Origin of the sequence: Bradyrhizobium cenepequi, assembly GCF_020329485.1 — a bacterium.
Lineage (GTDB): Bacteria > Pseudomonadota > Alphaproteobacteria > Rhizobiales > Xanthobacteraceae > Bradyrhizobium > Bradyrhizobium cenepequi.
This window is the reverse complement of the sequence record NZ_JAGKJI010000060.1, coordinates 19,721-37,544: the sequence shown is the minus strand read 5'-3', so window position 1 is coordinate 37,544 and position 17,824 is coordinate 19,721. Positions and strand designations below refer to the sequence as shown.

Here is a 17,824-nt window from a genome sequence, read left to right as displayed (position 1 = left end):
CACACGCGGCACCGATCCGAGCTTCTCCCCCGCCCGGCTGCGGACCTTCTCAATTAACCCCAGCAGCCCCGCATGATCGCCGCCCTCCAGCTTGTGACGCGACATCCGATCCCGATCCGGGCTGTGCAGCGTCACCAGCCACGTCTTCTGACTGAGTTCGATCGCAACGAAAATTGTGCCATTATGGCCGGTGGTGGGCGTGTCTACGGTCGATGCTTGCATCTGACTCTCCGAGGGTTCGAGTGTGGAAACCCAAACCTATCGGAAAGGCCACGCTCACCGCCCCATGGAATCTACGAGCCCACGCCTCAGCACGTCACTCCAGCATCTTTCGCAGCTCGGCTTTCGCGACCTTCTCCAGCGTCGAGCGCGGCATGTCGTCGACGAAGCGGATTTCGCGCGGCACCTTGAAGTCGGCGAGCGCGCCGCGGCAGGCGGTCATGACATTGTCGTGCAGGTCGGCCGGCGCGCGGTCGACGCCGCCCTGCGGGATGATGAAGACCACCGGCACTTCCTCGAGCATCGGATGCTTCTTCGCCACCACCGCCGCCTCGCGGACGCCGGGCACCACCGCGATTACCTGCTCGATCTCGGAGGCCGCGACGTTCTCGCCGCCCACCTTCAGCATGTCCTTGGCGCGGTCGCCGAACTTGACGAAGCCGTGCTCGAGCAGCGTGACGCGGTCACCGGTCAGGAAATAACCGTGCTCGTCGAAGCTCTCGCGGGTGGCCTTTTCGTTGTGCAGATACTCCTTGAACAGCGACAGGCCGGGAATGCCCTTGATCGAGAGATTGCCGGTGTCGCCGACTTCCGTCGCCGAGCCGTCATCGTTGGTGATGCGGATGGAGTATTCCGCCGCCGCGCGGCCAATCGACATCGGCGTATTCGGCTGATCGACTTCGCCGACGATGCCGTGGGTGATGGTCTCCGTCATGCCCCACCAGCCGATGGTCTTGACGCCGAACGCGGCAAACGGCGGCGGCTCGCACACGGCCGTGCCCCAGAGCCGGAATTTGTGGTTCTCAGGGATCTCGTGCTCCAGCAGCGCCTTCATGCAGAACGGAATGGTCGAGGTCCAGGTGCAGCCGTGCTTCAGCGCGACGCTCCAGAAGCGGCTTGCGGAAAACCGCGGCTGGATCACGCTGGTAGCGCCGACCCACAGCGTCGCCAGCATCGAATAGGCCAGCGCATTGGTGTGGAACAGCGGCAGGTAGATCTGGTGCACGTCACCGGCATGCAGGTCCTCGTGCGCGGCATTGATCTTGGCGCCCCACAGCGCATTGGCATGGGTCCACAACACCGCCTTCGGGCGCGATGTCGTGCCGGACGTGTACTGCACGCTGCAAGAGGCGAGCGGGTCGGTGGCGCGGCGCGGCCGATCGGCGCTGTCCGCGAACAGCGATTCAAAACTGTCGCCGCGTGACGCGGCGTGCGCCGGTGCCGCGCCCGCATTATGCGAGATCACTGCGATCCAGCGTAGCTCGCGGCAATTGGCCGCGAGCAGTTCGGCATAGGCCGGCTGGGTGATCGCGGCGACCGCGCCACAATGGCCGGCGAAATATTCCATCTCGGCGGCGGCCGAGCGCGTGTTGGTGGTGACCGCGACCGCGCCAAGCTCGACGCAGGCGAACCAGGCCAGCATCGCCTCGATGCAATTGTCGAGATGGATCAGCACATATTCACCGGGCCTGACGCCGCGTTTTGCAAGCCCTGCGGCCAGCGCGCCGACGCGCTCGTGAAACTCGCCATAGGTCCATTTGCACGCCGGTGCCTCGAACGGCGCCCAGATCAGGAACGGGTGATCGCGCCGGACCTCGGCGCGCATCCGAAGCAGCCATGGCACGTCGAGGCCTGCAAACGGTCCCACGATACCAGGTGCTGCCTGTGAATTGGTCATGCTTCCTCCCGTGCAGCCTTGCTGGCTGCTTTCGTCTTGCTTGTTCGGGAAGCATTTGTGCCACCGGATCTCGCGGCGGGCAAATATTAGGGGCAGACTCCCTCCACGTCATTGCGAGGAGCGCAGCGACGAAGCAATCTATGCCCCCACAGGTGGAGAAATGGATTGCTTCGCTCCGCTCGCAATGACGGCATTAGGAAGCACCATCCTCGTACGACGAAATCTCGATCAGGCTGCCGTCGGGATCGCGGCAATAGACCGACCGCAGCGTGCCGCGCGCGCCCGACTTGGCCGACGGACCTTCCTCGATCTTGACGCCGTTGGCCTTCAGATGCGCCACGACCTCGTCGGGCGTGCTGGAGGTGAGGAAGCAGAGGTCCTCGCTGCCCGGCGTCTCGTGATCAGCGGTGAACCAATCGATCTTGGAGGCATCGCGCGGCCGCACATTGATCTTCTGGTTGCCGAACACCAGCGAGGTCCGCGGCGCCTTGCCCTCGCCCGGATCGAACACCTTGACCTCCATGCCGAGGATCCGGCTGTACCATTCTGTGGAACGTGCCACGTCGGACACGTTGATCACGAGATGGTCGAGCGCGTTCACCTTGACGGTCATGACCTCATCCTTTCGTCGAGGTCCAGCGCGCAAGCTGCACGCTGGCTGTCCGATGCTTAGTTTGTTACAACGCGCGCCGTCATCAGTTCAATAGAAACGGACCGGGGTACGAACCCGGCCATATCGGAGGATACTTCATGATTTCACGCCGTACCGCGCTTGGCCTGATCGGTTCCGGGATTTCGACATTCGCGATCGGCCGCGCCTCGGCGGCGGACTATCCGACACGGCCAGTCCGTTGGATCGTCGGCTATCCGCCGGGCGGCGCCACCGATATCCTGGCCCGCCTGATCGGGCAGCGGCTGTCGGAAAGGCTCGGACAGCAATTCGTGATCGAGAACAAGCCCGGCGCCGGCAACAATATCGCCACGGAGGCCGCGGTCAACGCCGAGCCGGACGGCTACACCGTGCTGCTGATCAATCCCGCGAACTACATCAACGCCACGATGTATGCAAATTTGAAGTTCAATTTCGTGCGCGACATCGCGCCGATCGCTTCGTTCCAGCGGGTGCCGAACGTGATGACCGTCAACAAGGATGTTCCGGCGAAGAGCGTCGCCGAGTTCATCGCGTATGTGAAAGCCAATCCCGGCAAGGTGAACCTGGCCTCGTCCGGCAACGGCACCTCGGTGCATCTCTCCGGCGAGATGTTCATGGCAATGAGCGGCGCCAAGATGCAGCACGTGCCCTATCGTGGCGCGGCGCCGGCGATCACCGACCTGCTCGGCGGCCAGGTGCACGTGATCTTCGACAACATGCCCTCGATCATCCAGCATATCCGCTCCGGCTCGCTGCGGGCGCTCGGCGTCACCACCGCGGAGCGTTCGCCGCAACTGCCAGATGTGCAGGCCGTCGCCGAGACCGTGAAGGGTTACGAGGCGAGCGCCTTGTTCGGCATCGGCGCGCCAAAGAATACGCCGAAGGAGATCATCACCAAGCTCAACAGTGACATCAACGCTGTGCTGGCCGAGCCGGCGATGAAGACACGTTTGGTTGAACTGGGCGGTGAGCCGCGTATCCAGACGCCGGAAGCATTCGGTGCAGAGATCGTCGCCGAGACCGAAAAGTGGAGGAAAGTGGTCGAGGGCGCGGGGCTGAAGGTGGAATAGGCCGCAAGCGCGCGTCATCCTGAACCTTCCTGCGACAATCGCGTTCTGAACCTTGACGCCGGCCATGCGACTACGCAGATGCAGGCAATAGCCTGGCCAAGGCGAAGGAGAGCGACGATGCGCAAACTGATGTTGGCAATGCTGGCCGCGACGGCCGTCGGGGCGGGTGTCACCGCCGGCTCCGCTCCCGCCGCGGCCTATGATTATCCCTGGTGTGCCCAAGGCAGAGGCTTCGGAATTCCGGGAGACTGCTCGTATCAATCCTATGCGCAATGCATGGCGAGCGCGTCCGGACGCAATCTCTACTGCAACATCAATCCACGCGCAGCTTTCGGCCAGCAACAGCCGCGTCGCGGCCGCGTGCATAGGGATTACTATTACGACTGAAATCGGCGGACGCCACGAAGAGGGTTGCTGCCCTATCCGATGGGCTGGGGTGCGGCACCGTGACCAATACCGGCCGACACCGGTTCAGGCATCCTGTTGCCATAGCTGACGCATCCACCGACCGTAACTGCAAGCGCCGCAAGCGGGTAAACGGACTGCGTCGTCGCTTCGCACCTCGCCATGACGGAACAGCAACAGGAATTGCCCATGCCCTATGTCGATGGCTTCATCGTCGCCGTCCCGAAGAAGAATCTCGCCGCGTATGCCCGCTTGTCGCGAAAGTGCGGCAAGATCTGGCGCGAATATGGTGCGCTGGACTATCGCGAATGGGTCGCCGAGGACGTCAAGCCCGGCAAGCTCACCTCGTTCCCGCAAAGCGTCAAACTGAAAGCGGGCGAGACGGTCGTGTTCGCCTGGATTACCTACAAATCGCGCGCCCAGCGCGACAAGATCAACGCCAAGGTGATGGCGGATGAGCGCCTCAAATCCATGTCGAACGGCCAATCGATGCCGTTCGACGGCAAGCGCATGATCTACGGCGGATTTGCGAGCCTGGTGAAGGTCTAGCATCCGGAAAGGTGGGAACCGGTTTTTCCTCGCGACAAGCGCGAAGTGTTTGCGCGAAGATCATGCTCAAACCAAGAGATGAGATCATGATCCGATTTCAGATCATGATCTAGCGGTGCCGGCGCTACACAAACTGTTTCGATGGAGACGGCCGAAGTGATCGCCAGTCAGCCGGTGGCCGACTTGCGCCCGCTTCGCGACTTGGTATACTTTACAATGCAAAGTTCGGACAACCGATGCGCGATCTCGACAAGGCCCTGGCCGATATTCTTGCCATCCGCAGTCAGATTGCGGCTGGCACGGCGTTCCGTGGTTATGGCCCGGCGACCGTGGCCGCCACTGCCGGCGTGGCGCTGCTGACCGCGATCCTGCAGTTCCTCTGGCTCGACAATCCGACTGCAAACCCGCTGACTTTCTTTGGCGGCTGGACCGTCGCCGCGCTGCTTTCCGCCGCGCTGATCTGGACCGAGATGCGGGCACGCTCGCGCCGGCATCATTCCGGGCTCGCCGACGCCATGATCCAGCAGGCAATCGAGCAGTTCCTGCCCGCGAGTGTCGCCGGCGTGCTGCTCGCGATCCTGCTTTGGAAGTTCGCGCCCGAAACGCTGTGGATGCTGCCCGGCTTATGGCAGGTGCTGGTGAGCCTCGGCGTGTTCGCCTCCGTCCGCTTGTTGCCACGCAGCATCGCCTTCGCCGGCGCCTGGTATTTCCTCTCCGGCTTTGCGGTGCTGGTGTTCGCGAGCCAGAGCCACGCATTGTCGCCCTGGACCATGGGCCTGCCCTTCGTCGTCGGCCAGGTATTGATGGCTGCCCTGTTGTATTTCGCGTCTGGAGAAAACGATGTCGAAGATTGAAGCCAACAATGCGCCGTTCTCCTATGACGGCCTCGACCGCGTGATCCACGAGAAGGCGCGACTCGGGCTGATGACCTCGCTGATGACGCATCCCAAGGGGCTGGCGTTCGCCGACCTCAAGCAGCTTTGCGGACTGACCGATGGCAATCTCAGCCGTCACCTGCAGGTGCTGCAGGAAGCCGGGCTCGTCGAAGTCACCAAGGGCTATGAGGGCAACCGCCCGCACACCACCTGCCGCCTTACCAGGGCGGGTCGCCGCCGCTTCCTCGACTATCTGGCCGTGCTGGAACGGCTGGTGCGCGACGCCGCCAAGGCTGCGGGCCAGGAGAGCACCGCGCCTTCCCGGCTAGGCATTCTGCCGGCCTGATCACGATTCCTTTTTTGATCGGAGACTTTGTAATGCAAAGTGATCTCTCCTCCAAACTTCACGTCGGCATCATCATGGACGGCAATGGAAGATGGGCGACGCGAAGGGGGCTGTCGCGGCTGCGCGGCCACGAGGCCGGCGTCGAAGCGATCCGCCGCGTCGTCGAGGCGGCGCCCTCGCAGGGGATCGGCACGCTGACGCTCTATGCTTTCTCCAGCGACAATTGGCGCCGGCCGAAGGTCGAAGTCACCGCGCTGATGGGCCTGTTGCGCTTCTATCTCGCCAACGAGGTTCAGGCGCTGGTGCGCAACGGCGTCCGCCTCACCGTGATCGGCCGCCGCGACCGCCTGCCCAACGGCATTGCTGCTGCGATCGCCCGCGCGGAAGCCGAGACCGCGGATGGCGACGCCCTGCATCTGCGCATCGCGATCGATTATTCCGCGCGCGATGCCATCCTCAACGCCGCGACGCAGGTCGCGGGCTTTGACAAGCTTACGCGTGAAACCTTCTCCGAGCTTGTCACCGGCGAACAGAATCTGCGCGACGTCGATCTCATCATCCGTACCAGCGGCGAAAAGCGCCTGTCCGATTTCCTGTTGTGGGAGGGCGCCTATGCCGAGCTGCACTTCACCGATCGGATGTGGCCGGAATTCGACATGGACGATCTCGCCGAGGCGCTTGCCTCCTTCCACCGCCGCGAACGCCGCTTCGGCGGCCTGCAACCGGTCGCGCTGGAGGATGTGCCGAGCCTCTGAATACCGCTGACGCGTACTCAACAGGTTGGAAGTCTCCTGTTGAAGGTTCGAAGCCTGTTCTTAATCACCCGGCTCGTTCGAGTGTAACATTAGGTCGCCCAGTTTTGATGCGGGCTCAGGATCGAACGACCAGCGGTGATCGCGTGAGTGAATACCGATACTACGAGTTCAGGGCGATCGATCGGCTTCTCAGTCCGACCGATCAGCAAGAACTGCGCGCGCTGTCGAGCCGCGCCGACATCACTGCCAGCAGCCTTGTGAATACTTATAATTGGGGGGATTTCAAGGGCGATCCTGATCGGTTGATGGCGCGATACTTCGATCTGTTCCTCTATCTGGCCAATTGGGGGTCGCGACGGATCTCGATCCGCATTCCCAAGCTCGGGCTGGATGTTCCGCGCCTAAAGCAATTCATTGCCGATCGGGACGTCGCTCGCATTCGATCTGAAGGCGAAAACGTCATTCTCGACGTATCGCGGGATGAGCTGGATACGGATGACGAGGGCGGAGAGGGTTGGCTTGATGCGATCGCCCTGCTGCGCAACGATCTCCTTGAAGGCGATCTCCGCCCGCTTTATCTCGTCTGGCTGATGTCGGTGGAGAGCGAGGACATTGCGGACAAGACGGTCGAGCCGCTCGATGGACTCGGACCGCTGACGCCTCAGCTTACCGCGTTCGCGGACTTCTTCGGCATTGACCGCGACCTCGTCGAAGCGGCGGCTGCAAGGCCCGCGCTCCTGCACCCCGAACCGTCGGAACAGGAAGTCACTGCGACTATCAAAGCTCTCGGCGCGAAGGAGAAAGACAGCTATCTGCGGCGTCTCTACGATGGCGATCCGCTTGTTCGGGCGGATTTTCGTCGCCGCTGCCGTCCCGCCACCTCGCCAGGGAAGCCTACGCAACCGCGCAGGCAGGCCGGCGAATTGCGCCGGATCGCGGCCGATCTGGCGGAAGCTCGTCGCAAAGCGGACGAAGAGCGACGGCAGGCCAAGCAACGGCGCGAGCAGCAGCGCGAGGCGAAAGCCAGGAAGGTCAGAATAGATGCGCTGAAGCGGCGGGGCGAATCTGCCTGGACGGACGTCGAAGCCATCGTCGCCTTTCGCAACAACAACGCCTACGATCACGCGGCCATCATGCTTGCGGACTTGCGCGAGCTTTCCCTCCAGCAAGGGACTGACGACGAATTTCATCGTCGCCTGACCGATCTTCGAGCACGCCATAAGGCCAAGCGGCAATTGCTGGTTCGGCTTACAGCTAACGGTCTCAACTGACGTTTCCGGACCCGGCGGCGCCAAATTGTTGCGCTGCGCATAGTTTGCGCCGCGCGACGCAGCCCGCGGCCGAGCCGGCCTGGAAGAGCTCGAAATCGGCGCCGCGGGAAGATGGTGCGTCGAAGCCACGCTAGATTTGCGTCGTCATCGTCACACTAGGTTAACCCTTAGCGGCTAGCTAGGCGCACCGACCTTCCCGCGAATCAAATTCAACCGGGGTCATCCCATGGACAAGCAGATGCGCTGCCAATGCGGCCGGCAACGGACCGTCGCGCTGGACAAGCATTTCCGTACCGTCCTGCATTGCGAGAACTGCGACGTGGTCGAGCGCGCCGAGCCGGTCAAGCCGCGCGAAGACGCGCAGGCCGCGCTCCAGGACGCCTAACCTCATCTAGCCGCCCGACGCCGCGAGCTCCACGAGCTTCGCGATCGTGTTGATGTTCCGCGCGGTGCCGCTTGTCGCCGCCGGTATCTTCAGCTTCGAGCGGCCCATCCCTGAGCCATAGGCGACATAGATCTCGCGCTTGCCGAGGCGCACTTCTTCGTCCTGCCGTCCCTTGATCGCCGCAAGCGCATCGGCCGGCGGCGCCTCGTCGAGGAAGATCGCGACCGTCCAGTTCGGCGGCGCCTTGGGGAACGGATTGGCCTTCAGCACCGCGGCCATCTCCTCGGCTGTCCTGATCACGACGCCGACCGGCCTGCCGGCATAGGCTTGCAGCCGCTTCTCCAGCGATGCCTTCACTTTCGCTGCGCCCAATTTGCTGTCAAACACCACATTGCCGCTGGCGATATAGGTTTGTACGCTCGCAAATCCTTCGGCGACGCACATCGCCTTCAGCTCGGTCATTGGCAGCTTGCCGGCTCCGCCTACATTCACGGCACGCAACAGGGCGATATAGGTTGGCATTCCAGACCGTGTCCAAGGAGCAAAGCGAGGCCGTGAGCATGCCACGGGCGCCCCAACACAAGCTAGACGACAAGCAACAGGACCGGCCACCGCCAAACCGAGGTCAAATTGAAAAACCTTCCGATCACCTTGGCTGATATCAGGGCCGCCGCGGCGACCATCCGCGATTCGGTCAGCGTTACCCCTTTCAACCAGAGCCGGACGCTGAGCGACATCTGCGGCTGCGACATCTGGTTCAAATTCGAGAACCTGCAGTTCACGTCGTCGTTCAAAGAGCGCGGTGCGCGGAACCGCCTGCAGGCGCTCTCGCCCGACGCGCGGCCGCGCGGTGTGATTGCGATGTCCGCCGGCAATCATGCGCAGGGCGTCGCCTATCACGCCAGACAGCTCGGCATTCCCGCCACGATCGTGATGCCGATCGGCACGCCGATGGTGAAGACGGAGAATACCAGGCGTCTGGGCGCCGAAGTTATTATTTCGGGATCGACGATCGAGGATGCCGCGCAATTTGCCCGCAAGCTCTGCGAGACACGCGGCATGACCTTCATCCATCCCTATGACGATCCGCTGATCATGGCAGGCCAGGGCACGATCGGGCTGGAGATGCTCGCGTCCGTACCCGGTCTTGATGCGCTCGTCGTGCCGATCGGGGGCGGGGGACTGATCTCGGGTATCGCGATCGCCGCCAAATCCCTCAAGCCCGATCTGAAGATCATCGGCGTGCAGGCGCAGCTTTATCCTTCGATGTACAATGCCGTCAGGAACGAGCAATTGCCGATGCGCGGCGACACCCTTGCCGAGGGCATTGCGGTCAAGGCGCCAGGCCAGATCACGACGAAGATCGTGCGCGAGCTGGTCGATGACATCCTGCTGGTCACGGAAGACCAGATCGAGCGCGCGGTGGCGATGCTGATCTCGATCGAGAAGACGGTCGTCGAGGGAGCCGGTGCAGTCGGCCTCGCCGCGGTGTTGGCCGCGCCGCAGTGCTTCGCGGGGCAGAAGGTCGGCCTGGTCCTGACCGGCGGAAACATCGACACGCGCCTGATCGCCTCGGTCCTGACGCGCGAGCTCGCGCGCGAGGGACGATTGACGCAGCTCACGCTCGACATCGTCGATCGACCCGGCCAGCTCGCCGCCGTCTCGGCGCTACTCGCCGAAGTCGGTGCGAACATCATCGAAGTCTCGCACCAGCGGACCTTCTCGGCGCTGCCGGCCAAGGCAACGCTGCTCGAGCTCGTGATCGAAACCCGTGACCGCGCACATCTTGACGATGTGCTCACCAAGCTCGCAACGGCCGGCTTCTCGGCGCGCTGCACGTAGCCGCGCTGCCTTCACCTCTCCCGCTTGCGGGGGAGGTCGGCGCGAAGCGTCGGGCTCCCTCCGCTTGGGGAGTCCCATCGTGGAGACACCCTCACCCCAGCCCTCTCCCGCAAGCGGGAGAGGGAGTCGCAGCGTGCATCGCGGATGCAGCTCGATCTAATCTCTGTCACCGCAATAGATTGGTGCGCGCCAGCGTGACGATCTCGTCGCCGCGGCCATTGAGCACCGCCTGCACCATGTAGAGCGTGAAGCCCTTGGCCATCTCCGTGGTCACCTTGGGCGGCATCGCGAGCTCAAGGCGATTGACCACAGCGTCGATCACGACGGGGCCGGGATGCGCGAACGCTTCGGCCAGCTTGCTCTCGACCTCGGCCGGATCCTCGATGCGCACGCCTTTGATGCCGGTAGCCTCCGCCATCGCGGCAAAGTTCGGGTTCTTCAGTTCAGTGCCGGTGTCGAGGAAGCCGGAGGATTTCTGCTCGAGCTCGATGAAGCCGAGCGCGCCATTGTTGAACACGATCACCTTCACCGGCAGCTTGAGCTGCGACAGGCTCAACAAATCGCCCATCAGCATCGTGAAGCCGCCATCGCCGGAGAGCGAGATGACCTGGCGTCCCGGCGCGGCTGCCTGGGCGCCGATCGCCTGCGCCATCGCATTCGCCATCGAGCCATGCCAAAACGAGCCGATCAGGCGGCGCTTTCCGTTCATGGCGAGATAACGCGCTGCCCAGACCGTCGGCAGGCCAACGTCGCAGGTGAAGATCGCGTCCTGGCTGGCGAGCTGGCTCGCGACACGCGCGACCTGCTGCGGATGCAGCGGGCCGCCCTGGCGGCCTGAGGCGAGCTCGTCGAGGCCGCGGCGGGCTTCGGCATAATGCTTGCGCGCGCCGTCGAGAAACCGCTGGTCGTCCTTGGCCGTCAGTCGCGGCAATAGTGCGCGCAACGTCGGGCCGACTTGTCCGATGACGCCAAGCTCGACGGGCACGCGCCGGCCGATCGCCTCCGGCCTGACATCGACCTGCGCGATCCGTGCTCCCTTCGGATAGAATTGCCGATAGGGGAAGTCGGTGCCGAGCATCAGCAGCGTGTCGCAGTTCTCCATGGCGTGATAGCCGGAGGAAAACCCGATCAAGCCGGTCATGCCGACGTCGTAAGGATTGTCCCACTCGACATGCTCCTTGCCGCGCATGGCGTGGACAATCGGCGACTTCAGGGCGTCCGCAAGCTGCATCAATTCGTCATGCGCGCCGGCGCAGCCGCTGCCGCAGAGCAGCGTGACGCGCTCCGATTGGTTCAGGATATCTGCGAGTTGTTCAAGCGCGGCATCCGATGGCGCCACTGCCGGCTGCGACAGGACCAGTCCTGTGGATGTCGAGGCGGACGTGCCGGTGGCCGGCTTGAGTGCGATGTCGCCGGGGATCACGATGACGCTGACGCAACGTTCGGCGATCGCGCGCCGCACCGCGATCTCGAGCGCGCGCGGCATCTGCTCGGCCCCCGACACCAGTTCGCAATAGCTCGAGCATTCGCGGAACAGATGCTCCGGATGCGTCTCCTGGAAAAAGCCCGAGCCGATCTCGGGTGAGGGGATATGCGCCGCGATGGCCACCACCGGCACGCGCGAACGATGGCAGTCGAACAGTCCGTTGATCAGATGCAGATTGCCGGGGCCGCAGCTACCGGCGCAGACCGCGAGTTCGCCAGTGATGTGCGCCTCGGCGCCGGCGGCGAAGGCCGCGACTTCCTCGTGGCGCACATGCAGCCACGCGACGCCGCCATGGCGGCGCAGCGCGTCGGTGAAACCGTTCAAGCTGTCGCCGACAATGCCGTAGATGCGCTTCACGCCGGCTGCGGCAAAGGTCTCGACCATCTGGTCGGCAACGGTCCGGGCCATGAGTCTCTCCCTGGGGAACGGAGGTTTCGATCGGAGCATGTGGACGGCGGCGTGGAGGATAGGCCACCCGGCCCGCGCGAAGCGAGGACTGCTCACGACATGGTGACCGGATGTTTCCGGTTCGGAAAGTCCCCTGGGAAGTCTCCCTGGGGACGAGCAAGAAATGTGCCGCGGGCGGGGCGACTTACGCCATCACCTCGGCGCGTCCTGCGCCTCGAGCCCCTTGCTGTAGCGCGACATCGCAAAGCAGAAGGCGAAATAGATCAGGCCGACGAAAACATAGACCTCGACGCTGAACGATTGCCAGGCAGGATCGATGATCGCCGTCTTCGCGGTCGTCAGCAGATCGAAGATGCCGATGATCAGCACCAGGCTGGTATCCTTGAAAAAGGCGATGAAGGTGTTGACCAGCGGCGGGATCACGTGACGGATCGCTTGCGGCAGGATCACCAAGCCATGCTTCTTCCAATAGGAGAGGCCGAGTGCGTCGGCGGCTTCATATTGGCCGCGCGGCACCGCCTGCAGTCCACCGCGCACGACCTCGGCGAGGTAGGCGCCGGCATAAAGGATGAAGGCGATCTGGGCGCGCAGCAATTTGTCGATGTTGACGCCGTCGGGCATGAACAGCGGAAACATCACGCTTGCCATGAACAAGAGGCTGATCAAGGGCACGCCGCGGATCAGTTCGACGTAGAGTACGCAAAGCGAGCGGATCGCGGGCAGGTTTGAGTGGCGACCGAGCGCAACGACAATGCCGAGCGGGAAGCCGAAAGCGAGCCCGAAGGTCGCAAGGATCAGCGTCACGGGAAGTCCGCCCCAACGGTCCTGCGAGACATAGGGCATGCCGAGGACGCCGCCCCACATCAATACGCCGATCACAACCAACGCGGCGATCCAGACAACGACCAGCGTGGGGCGCCAAAACTTCCGACGGCTCGATATGACGAACAGCGCGATGAAGATCAGCGTGACGGCCGCCGGCCGCCACTGCTGATCGAACGGGTAGGTCCCGAACAGGATGAAGCGATATTTCTCCGGAATCACGGCCCAGCAGGCGCCGAGCCCGCGAAGCGCGCGGCACGCCGCTGTATCGCTGCCGGGCAGCCACCAGATCGCATTTGCAAATCCCCATTGCACGAAGCTGATGCCGGCTTTCACGAGAAGGAAAGCTAGAATGAGAGTGATCAGCGCATTGGGAACCGACGAGAACAAATTGGCGCGCAGCCATTGGATCGGGCGGCCGCCGGCCGCCTTCCGTGCGCGCGGCGGGATCGGCAGCGGCGCTTCGGATAGGTCCGTCGCCATCGTCATGGCTCAGTGCTCCACCAGCGCGATGCGCGCGTTGTACCAGTTCATGAACACGCTGATGGCGAGGCTTATGGTCAGGAACACGGACATGATCAGTGCGATCGCTTCGATCGCCTGCCCCGTCTGGTTCAGCGTGGTGTTCGCGATCGAGACGATGTCCTGGTAGCCGACCGCGACTGCGAGAGAGGAGTTTTTCGTGAGGTTCAGATATTGGCTCGTCATCGGCGGGATGATGACGCGGAGCGCCTGCGGCAGCACGATATGTTGCAGCACGAAGCCGCGCCGCAGCCCAAGCGCTGCCGCGGCGTCCCATTGTCCCCTGGGCACCGCCTGGATGCCGCTCCGGACGATTTCTGCGATGAAGGCGGAGGTGTAGGTGACGAGGGCGATCAGCAGCGCAAAATATTCCGGCGCCAGCGTCAGGCCGCCGACGAAATTGAAGCCGCGCAGCTCGGGCTTTGTCACCGTCCAGGAGGCGCCGACCGCCCACGACACCAACGCTGGCAGCAGGACGATGAGGATCAATCCATAAGGCCAGAGGCGCCGTGGCTGTCCGTCACGCATCTGTTGCGCGACCAGCCGCCGACGCAGGACATAGAATGCACCTAACCCGAGCACTGCCGCTCCGACCACCCAGAGATTGGCCGCATGGACGGGCATGAAAGGCAACACCAGGCCGCGGTTGGAGAGAAATACGCCGTCGATCGGCTTCCATGCCGCACGCGCCGCGGGCAGGCCCTGCATCAGCACGTACCAGAACAGCAGCTGCAGCAGCAGCGGCAGGTCGCGCAGCACCTCGACATAGACGGCGGCAAGCCGCGACAGCAGCCAGTTCGAGGACAGTCGCGCGATGCCGATCGCGGTACCAAGCACGGTCGCCAGCACGACGCCGATCACGGCAACGCGCAGCGTATTGACGATGCCGACCAGGAAGGCGCGCGCGTAAGGATCCTTCGGGCTATAGGCAAGCCAGGAGTCGGCAATCGGCATGCCGGCTTCGCGACCGAGGAAGGCAAATCCCGTCGAAATGCGCCGCACCGAGAGATTGTGAACGGCGTTCGACCAGAGGAAGCCGACGACCGCAACCGCGATGGCGATCACCGCGATCTGCCAGATCAGACCGGAGATCTGCTGACGGCTCCAGGAGCGGCGCAGGGAGCGGCGGCGAGGGCGATCGGTCGTGGGTATCGTCACAGCGCAAAAATCCTCAACCTCGGAGATGAAGCGATCTTCGGCCATGCGCTGACGGAGCGCGCGTCAAATGTTGCACCAAAACAGTATTTGTGCAACAAATGTTTCATGGCCCAGCCGCAGCCGAAATCCTCGCCGCTGAACGAGCTCTGCAGCGCCCTGCCGTCGTTGCCGTCGCGGCTGCAGCAAGTCGGCCGCTTCGTTGCCGCGAACGACTATGACGCCACGACGCGCTCGATGCGGGAACTCGCAGCCGTGGCGGGTGCCGATCCTGCGTCCTTTACGCGGCTCGCGAAGGCGCTCGGCTATTCCGGCTGGGATGCATTGCGCGCAGCGCTGACGGAGGCGCGCCGGCCGGAGCAGTCCTCACCCTTTTCCGCGCGCACGAAGGGACGGCGTATGGGGCCTCACGCCGATGTTGCGCTGGTGGCCGACAAGCTCGAAGCAGAGGCGGCGGGTCTGGGGCGGATCTCGCACGACGCGGTGGCGAACGCCGCGAGAGCATTGCGCGACGCCGAGCGGATCTGGATCGCCGGCTTTCGGAGCTGCCGCAGCGTTGCGGAATTGCTCAACTACCAGCTTCGCCTGTTCCGTCCCGAGGCCGTTCAACTTGTCGGCGGCTCCGGACCCGAAGATCTCGATCTCGGCGCTTTCCGCCCCAGTGACGTGGTGGTCGTCATCGGCTTCGCACCCTATTCCACGGCGAGTGTGCTGTCGGCACGCGCAGCGCACCGCGCCCGCGTAACGATGATCGCGATCGCCGACACCGTCAGCGCGCCGATGGCGGAGGGCGCGGATCATCTGCTGCTGTTCGAGGCAGCCAGCTCGCCCGGTTTCTTCCCCAGTCTCACAGGCGCCATCGCGATCGCGCAGTCGCTCGCCGCTGTCGCCTTTACGCTCGGCGGCGCGGCGGCAAGGCAGCGACTGAAGGAAACCGAGGCGCGCCTCACCGCACTGTCGCAATACGTTGTCGAGAAAGGTTGACCGTCATGGGCACCAGCCGCGTGATGCACCGGAGCTTGCGTCAAACTCCGCCGAAAGCCATTGGCGGTCACGGCATGTGGCTGTTCGCCGAAGATGGCCGAAAAATCCTCGACGCTTCCGGTGGCGCTGCGGTCTCCTGTCTAGGCTATCAGCATCCGCGTGTGGTTGAGGCGATCGCGAAGCAGGCATCGAAGCTTGCTTATGCCCACACCGCCTTCTTCACCTCGGAGCCCGCCGAGGCGCTGGCCGAAAAGCTCGTCGGCCATGAGCCGGGTGGGCTTGCTTATGTCTATTTCGTCAGCGGCGGTTCGGAAGCGGTCGAGGCCAGCATCAAGCTGGCGCGGCAATATTTCGTCGAGATCGGCCAGCCGCAGCGCCGGCATTTCATCGCCCGTCGCCAGAGCTATCATGGCAACACGCTGGGCGCGCTCTCGGCCGGCGGCAATGCCTGGCGGCGCGAACCCTATGCGCCGCTGCTGTCGTCCGCCTTCAGCCACGTGACGCCGGCCTTTGCCTATCATGAGAAGCGCGATCAGGAGACGGAGGCGGCCTTCGTCGCGCGGCTTGCCGCTGAGCTCGAAGCCGAATTCCAGCGCCTTGGTCCCGATACGGTTGCAGGCTTCATCGCCGAGCCGGTCGTTGGCGCCACGGCCGGCTGTGTGCCAGCGCCGGAAGGCTACTTCAAGGCTGTGCGCGAGATCTGCAGCCGGCATGGCGCGCTCCTGATCCTCGATGAGGTGATGTGCGGCATGGGCCGCACCGGCACGTTGCATGCGTGGGAGCAGGAGGGCATTTCGCCGGACATCCAGGCGATCGCAAAGGGTTTTGGCGGCGGCTACCAGCCGATCGGCGCGATGCTTGCAAGTGGCCGCATCACGGATGCGATCCGCGATGGCTCCGGCGCATTCCAGCACGGCCACACCTATCTCGGACATCCGCTCGCCTGCGCGGCCGCGCTCGAGGTGCAGCGGATCATCGATGACGAGCAACTGCTCGATCGCGTCAAAGAGCGTGGCCACCAGCTCGAGCATCGCCTGACCGAGCGCTTCGGCAATCACCGTCATGTTGGCGACATCAGGGGGCGCGGCCTGTTCTGGGCGATCGAGCTGGTTGCCGATCGCAGCTCGCGCCAGCCCTTCGATCCGGCGCTGAAGCTCAACCAGAAAATCAAGGCGGCAGCCTTCGAGGGCGGGCTCGGCTGCTACCCCGCCGGGGGCACGGTCGACGGCCGTCATGGCGACCACGTGCTGCTGGCGCCGCCCTACATCGCGACATCGGAGGACATCGATGAGATCGTCGATCGGCTCGGTAAGGCCGTCGATAATGCACTAAAGAGCATCGGTCACTAGAGCTCAAGCAAAAGATCAGGAGGAGGGCAGTATGAAGAAAGTGTTTGTCGCAACCGCTGTGCTCGCCACGTCGATCTCGGCGGCGATGGGAGGAACGCTCGATACGGTGAAGCAGCGCGGCCAGCTTGTCTGTGGCGTCAGCACAGGCTTCGCCGGCTTCTCCGCGCCTGACTCGCAGGGCAACTACAAGGGACTCGACGTCGACTATTGCCGGGCGCTCGCCGCCGGCGTGCTGGGCGATCCTTCGAAAGTGCGCTACGTGGCGCTGACCGCACAGAACCGCTTCACTGCGCTGCAGTCCGGTGAGATCGATGTGCTCTATCGCAACTCGACGCAGACTTATCTGCGCGGCGTCACGCTCGGCTTGCGCCAGGGGCCGGTCAATTTCTACGATGGTCAGGGCTTCGTCGTCCGCGTCGATGCCGGGGTCAAAGACTTGAAAGGGCTCAATGGCGCCACGGTTTGTGTGGCACAGGGCACGACACATGAGGTCACGCTGGGCGACTATGGCCGCGCCAATGGCATCGAGTGGAAGCCGCTGGTATTCGATCGCGTCGACACCATGTACCAGACCTTTTTCGGCGGTCGTTGCGACGCGATGACCCAGGATGCTTCGGCGCTTGCCGGCGCGGTTGCGACCGCGGCCCCCAATGCCGCCGATTACGTCGTGCTGCCGCAGACCATCAGCAAGGAGCCGCTCGGGCCTTTCACTCGCAACGGCGACGAAGCCTGGAGCGACATCATCACCTGGCTGCATTACGGCCTGATCGAAGCGGAAGAACTCGGCGTCACCGCGGCGAATGTCGAGGGGATGGCAAAATCCTCCGATGTGCCGGCCATCCAGCGCCTGCTCGGCTCATCGGGCGATCTCGGCTCGCGGCTCGGGCTCGACAACAAATGGATGGTGCAGCCGATCAAGGCCGGCGGCAATTACGGCGAAATTTTTGAACGTAATGTCGGCAAGACGAGCCCACTCAAGCTCGATCGTGGCCTGAACGCACTCTCAAGCAAAGGTGGCCTGATGTACGCGATCCCGTTCAAGTGAGCCTGA

General features: G+C 63.7%; 18 protein-coding genes and 1 pseudogene. 12 read left to right on the top strand and 7 right to left on the bottom strand.

Going from position 1 to position 17,824, the window contains the following annotated elements:
• The 3 genes and pseudogenes from J6497_RS35380 to J6497_RS35370 all read right to left on the bottom strand — a co-directional run.
• Positions 1-222: pseudogene (locus J6497_RS35380) on the bottom strand (hypothetical protein); the annotation flags it as partial.
• 94 nt (positions 223-316) lie between these two features.
• Positions 317-1,897 (bottom strand): AMP-binding protein, encoded by a 1,581-nt coding sequence (locus tag J6497_RS35375; RefSeq protein WP_225708834.1) that lies wholly within the window; start codon positions 1,895-1,897, stop codon positions 317-319.
• Between the two features lie 193 nt (positions 1,898-2,090).
• A complete protein-coding gene (locus J6497_RS35370) occupies positions 2,091-2,510 on the bottom strand; it encodes a VOC family protein (RefSeq protein ID WP_225708833.1) in 420 nt (139 codons plus the stop codon).
• Positions 2,511-2,647: 137 nt separating this feature from the next.
• Here J6497_RS35370 and J6497_RS35365 point away from each other — a divergent pair, with 137 nt between their 5' ends.
• From J6497_RS35365 to J6497_RS35330, 8 genes are all read left to right on the top strand, one after another.
• Complete coding sequence (locus J6497_RS35365; protein ID WP_225708832.1) at positions 2,648-3,619, top strand: Bug family tripartite tricarboxylate transporter substrate binding protein; 972 nt, start codon at positions 2,648-2,650, stop codon at positions 3,617-3,619.
• A 117-nt stretch (positions 3,620-3,736) separates the two neighbouring features.
• A complete protein-coding gene (locus J6497_RS35360; protein ID WP_225708831.1) occupies positions 3,737-4,006 on the top strand; it encodes a DUF3551 domain-containing protein in 270 nt (89 codons plus the stop codon).
• A 207-nt stretch (positions 4,007-4,213) separates the two neighbouring features.
• Complete coding sequence (locus tag J6497_RS35355) at positions 4,214-4,573, top strand: DUF1428 domain-containing protein (protein WP_225708830.1); 360 nt, start codon at positions 4,214-4,216, stop codon at positions 4,571-4,573.
• 236 nt (positions 4,574-4,809) lie between these two features.
• Positions 4,810-5,427: a hypothetical protein gene (locus tag J6497_RS35350; protein WP_225708829.1), complete on the top strand. Its 618-nt coding sequence runs from the start codon at positions 4,810-4,812 to the stop codon at positions 5,425-5,427.
• On the top strand, positions 5,414-5,794 hold the full coding sequence (locus tag J6497_RS35345) for a winged helix-turn-helix domain-containing protein (protein ID WP_225708828.1): 381 nt from the start codon (positions 5,414-5,416) through the stop codon (positions 5,792-5,794). Before J6497_RS35350 ends, J6497_RS35345 begins: the two co-directional genes overlap by 14 nt.
• A 32-nt stretch (positions 5,795-5,826) precedes the next feature.
• Positions 5,827-6,549: a di-trans,poly-cis-decaprenylcistransferase gene (locus J6497_RS35340; protein ID WP_225708827.1), complete on the top strand. Its 723-nt coding sequence runs from the start codon at positions 5,827-5,829 to the stop codon at positions 6,547-6,549.
• A gap of 143 nt (positions 6,550-6,692) precedes the next feature.
• A complete protein-coding gene (locus tag J6497_RS35335; protein WP_225708826.1) occupies positions 6,693-7,820 on the top strand; it encodes a hypothetical protein in 1,128 nt (375 codons plus the stop codon).
• 226 nt (positions 7,821-8,046) lie between these two features.
• Positions 8,047-8,205 carry a hypothetical protein gene (locus J6497_RS35330; protein ID WP_225708825.1) on the top strand — a complete coding sequence of 53 codons (159 nt, stop codon included), beginning with the start codon at positions 8,047-8,049 and terminating at the stop codon, positions 8,203-8,205.
• A 6-nt stretch (positions 8,206-8,211) separates the two neighbouring features.
• On the opposite strand, the gene J6497_RS35325 is transcribed toward J6497_RS35330, so the two are convergent.
• Positions 8,212-8,727, bottom strand: coding sequence for a DUF1697 domain-containing protein (locus J6497_RS35325; protein ID WP_225708824.1), 516 nt, complete (start codon positions 8,725-8,727; stop codon positions 8,212-8,214).
• A 108-nt stretch (positions 8,728-8,835) separates the two neighbouring features.
• On the opposite strand from J6497_RS35325, the gene J6497_RS35320 reads away from it, so the two are divergent.
• Positions 8,836-10,047: a threonine ammonia-lyase gene (locus tag J6497_RS35320; protein ID WP_225708823.1), complete on the top strand. Its 1,212-nt coding sequence runs from the start codon at positions 8,836-8,838 to the stop codon at positions 10,045-10,047.
• A 166-nt stretch (positions 10,048-10,213) separates the two neighbouring features.
• Here J6497_RS35320 and poxB read toward each other — a convergent pair whose 3' ends face one another.
• The 3 genes from poxB to J6497_RS35305 form a co-directional block, all read right to left on the bottom strand.
• Entirely contained in the window at positions 10,214-11,941 is a 1,728-nt protein-coding gene (poxB, locus tag J6497_RS35315) for a ubiquinone-dependent pyruvate dehydrogenase (protein ID WP_225708822.1), read from the bottom strand.
• Between the two features lie 192 nt (positions 11,942-12,133).
• The gene (locus J6497_RS35310; protein WP_225708821.1) at positions 12,134-13,252 is read right to left on the bottom strand and encodes an amino acid ABC transporter permease; all 1,119 of its coding nucleotides are present in this window, start codon (positions 13,250-13,252) and stop codon (positions 12,134-12,136) included.
• 3 nt (positions 13,253-13,255) lie between these two features.
• Complete coding sequence (locus tag J6497_RS35305) at positions 13,256-14,437, bottom strand: amino acid ABC transporter permease (protein WP_312010425.1); 1,182 nt, start codon at positions 14,435-14,437, stop codon at positions 13,256-13,258.
• 111 nt (positions 14,438-14,548) lie between these two features.
• Here J6497_RS35305 and J6497_RS35300 point away from each other — a divergent pair, with 111 nt between their 5' ends.
• The 3 genes from J6497_RS35300 to J6497_RS35290 are packed head-to-tail and all read left to right on the top strand — an operon-like array spanning position 14,549 to position 17,818.
• Positions 14,549-15,424: a MurR/RpiR family transcriptional regulator gene (locus J6497_RS35300; RefSeq protein ID WP_225708819.1), complete on the top strand. Its 876-nt coding sequence runs from the start codon at positions 14,549-14,551 to the stop codon at positions 15,422-15,424.
• A 5-nt stretch (positions 15,425-15,429) separates the two neighbouring features.
• Complete coding sequence (locus J6497_RS35295) at positions 15,430-16,773, top strand: aspartate aminotransferase family protein (RefSeq protein WP_225708818.1); 1,344 nt, start codon at positions 15,430-15,432, stop codon at positions 16,771-16,773.
• A 31-nt stretch (positions 16,774-16,804) separates the two neighbouring features.
• Complete coding sequence (locus J6497_RS35290) at positions 16,805-17,818, top strand: amino acid ABC transporter substrate-binding protein (RefSeq protein WP_225708817.1); 1,014 nt, start codon at positions 16,805-16,807, stop codon at positions 17,816-17,818.
• Positions 17,819-17,824: the final 6 nt, after the last annotated feature.

Bases quoted from the DNA above. Each gene is read 5' to 3' on its own strand.
- J6497_RS35365 (WP_225708832.1), top strand. From the start codon at position 2,648: ATGATTTCACGCCGTACCGCGCTTGGCCTGATCGGTTCCGGGATTTCG.
- J6497_RS35325 (WP_225708824.1), bottom strand. From the start codon at position 8,727: ATGCCAACCTATATCGCCCTGTTGCGTGCCGTGAATGTAGGCGGAGCC.
- J6497_RS35375 (WP_225708834.1), bottom strand. From the start codon at position 1,897: ATGACCAATTCACAGGCAGCACCTGGTATCGTGGGACCGTTTGCAGGC.
- J6497_RS35295 (WP_225708818.1), top strand. From the start codon at position 15,430: ATGGGCACCAGCCGCGTGATGCACCGGAGCTTGCGTCAAACTCCGCCG.
- J6497_RS35370 (WP_225708833.1), bottom strand. From the start codon at position 2,510: ATGACCGTCAAGGTGAACGCGCTCGACCATCTCGTGATCAACGTGTCC.
- J6497_RS35310 (WP_225708821.1), bottom strand. From the start codon at position 13,252: ATGACGATGGCGACGGACCTATCCGAAGCGCCGCTGCCGATCCCGCCG.
- J6497_RS35355 (WP_225708830.1), top strand. From the start codon at position 4,214: ATGCCCTATGTCGATGGCTTCATCGTCGCCGTCCCGAAGAAGAATCTC.
- J6497_RS35340 (WP_225708827.1), top strand. From the start codon at position 5,827: ATGCAAAGTGATCTCTCCTCCAAACTTCACGTCGGCATCATCATGGAC.
- J6497_RS35345 (WP_225708828.1), top strand. From the start codon at position 5,414: ATGTCGAAGATTGAAGCCAACAATGCGCCGTTCTCCTATGACGGCCTC.
- J6497_RS35350 (WP_225708829.1), top strand. From the start codon at position 4,810: ATGCGCGATCTCGACAAGGCCCTGGCCGATATTCTTGCCATCCGCAGT.
- J6497_RS35360 (WP_225708831.1), top strand. From the start codon at position 3,737: ATGCGCAAACTGATGTTGGCAATGCTGGCCGCGACGGCCGTCGGGGCG.
- J6497_RS35330 (WP_225708825.1), top strand. From the start codon at position 8,047: ATGGACAAGCAGATGCGCTGCCAATGCGGCCGGCAACGGACCGTCGCG.
- J6497_RS35300 (WP_225708819.1), top strand. From the start codon at position 14,549: ATGGCCCAGCCGCAGCCGAAATCCTCGCCGCTGAACGAGCTCTGCAGC.
- J6497_RS35290 (WP_225708817.1), top strand. From the start codon at position 16,805: ATGAAGAAAGTGTTTGTCGCAACCGCTGTGCTCGCCACGTCGATCTCG.
- poxB (WP_225708822.1), bottom strand. From the start codon at position 11,941: ATGGCCCGGACCGTTGCCGACCAGATGGTCGAGACCTTTGCCGCAGCC.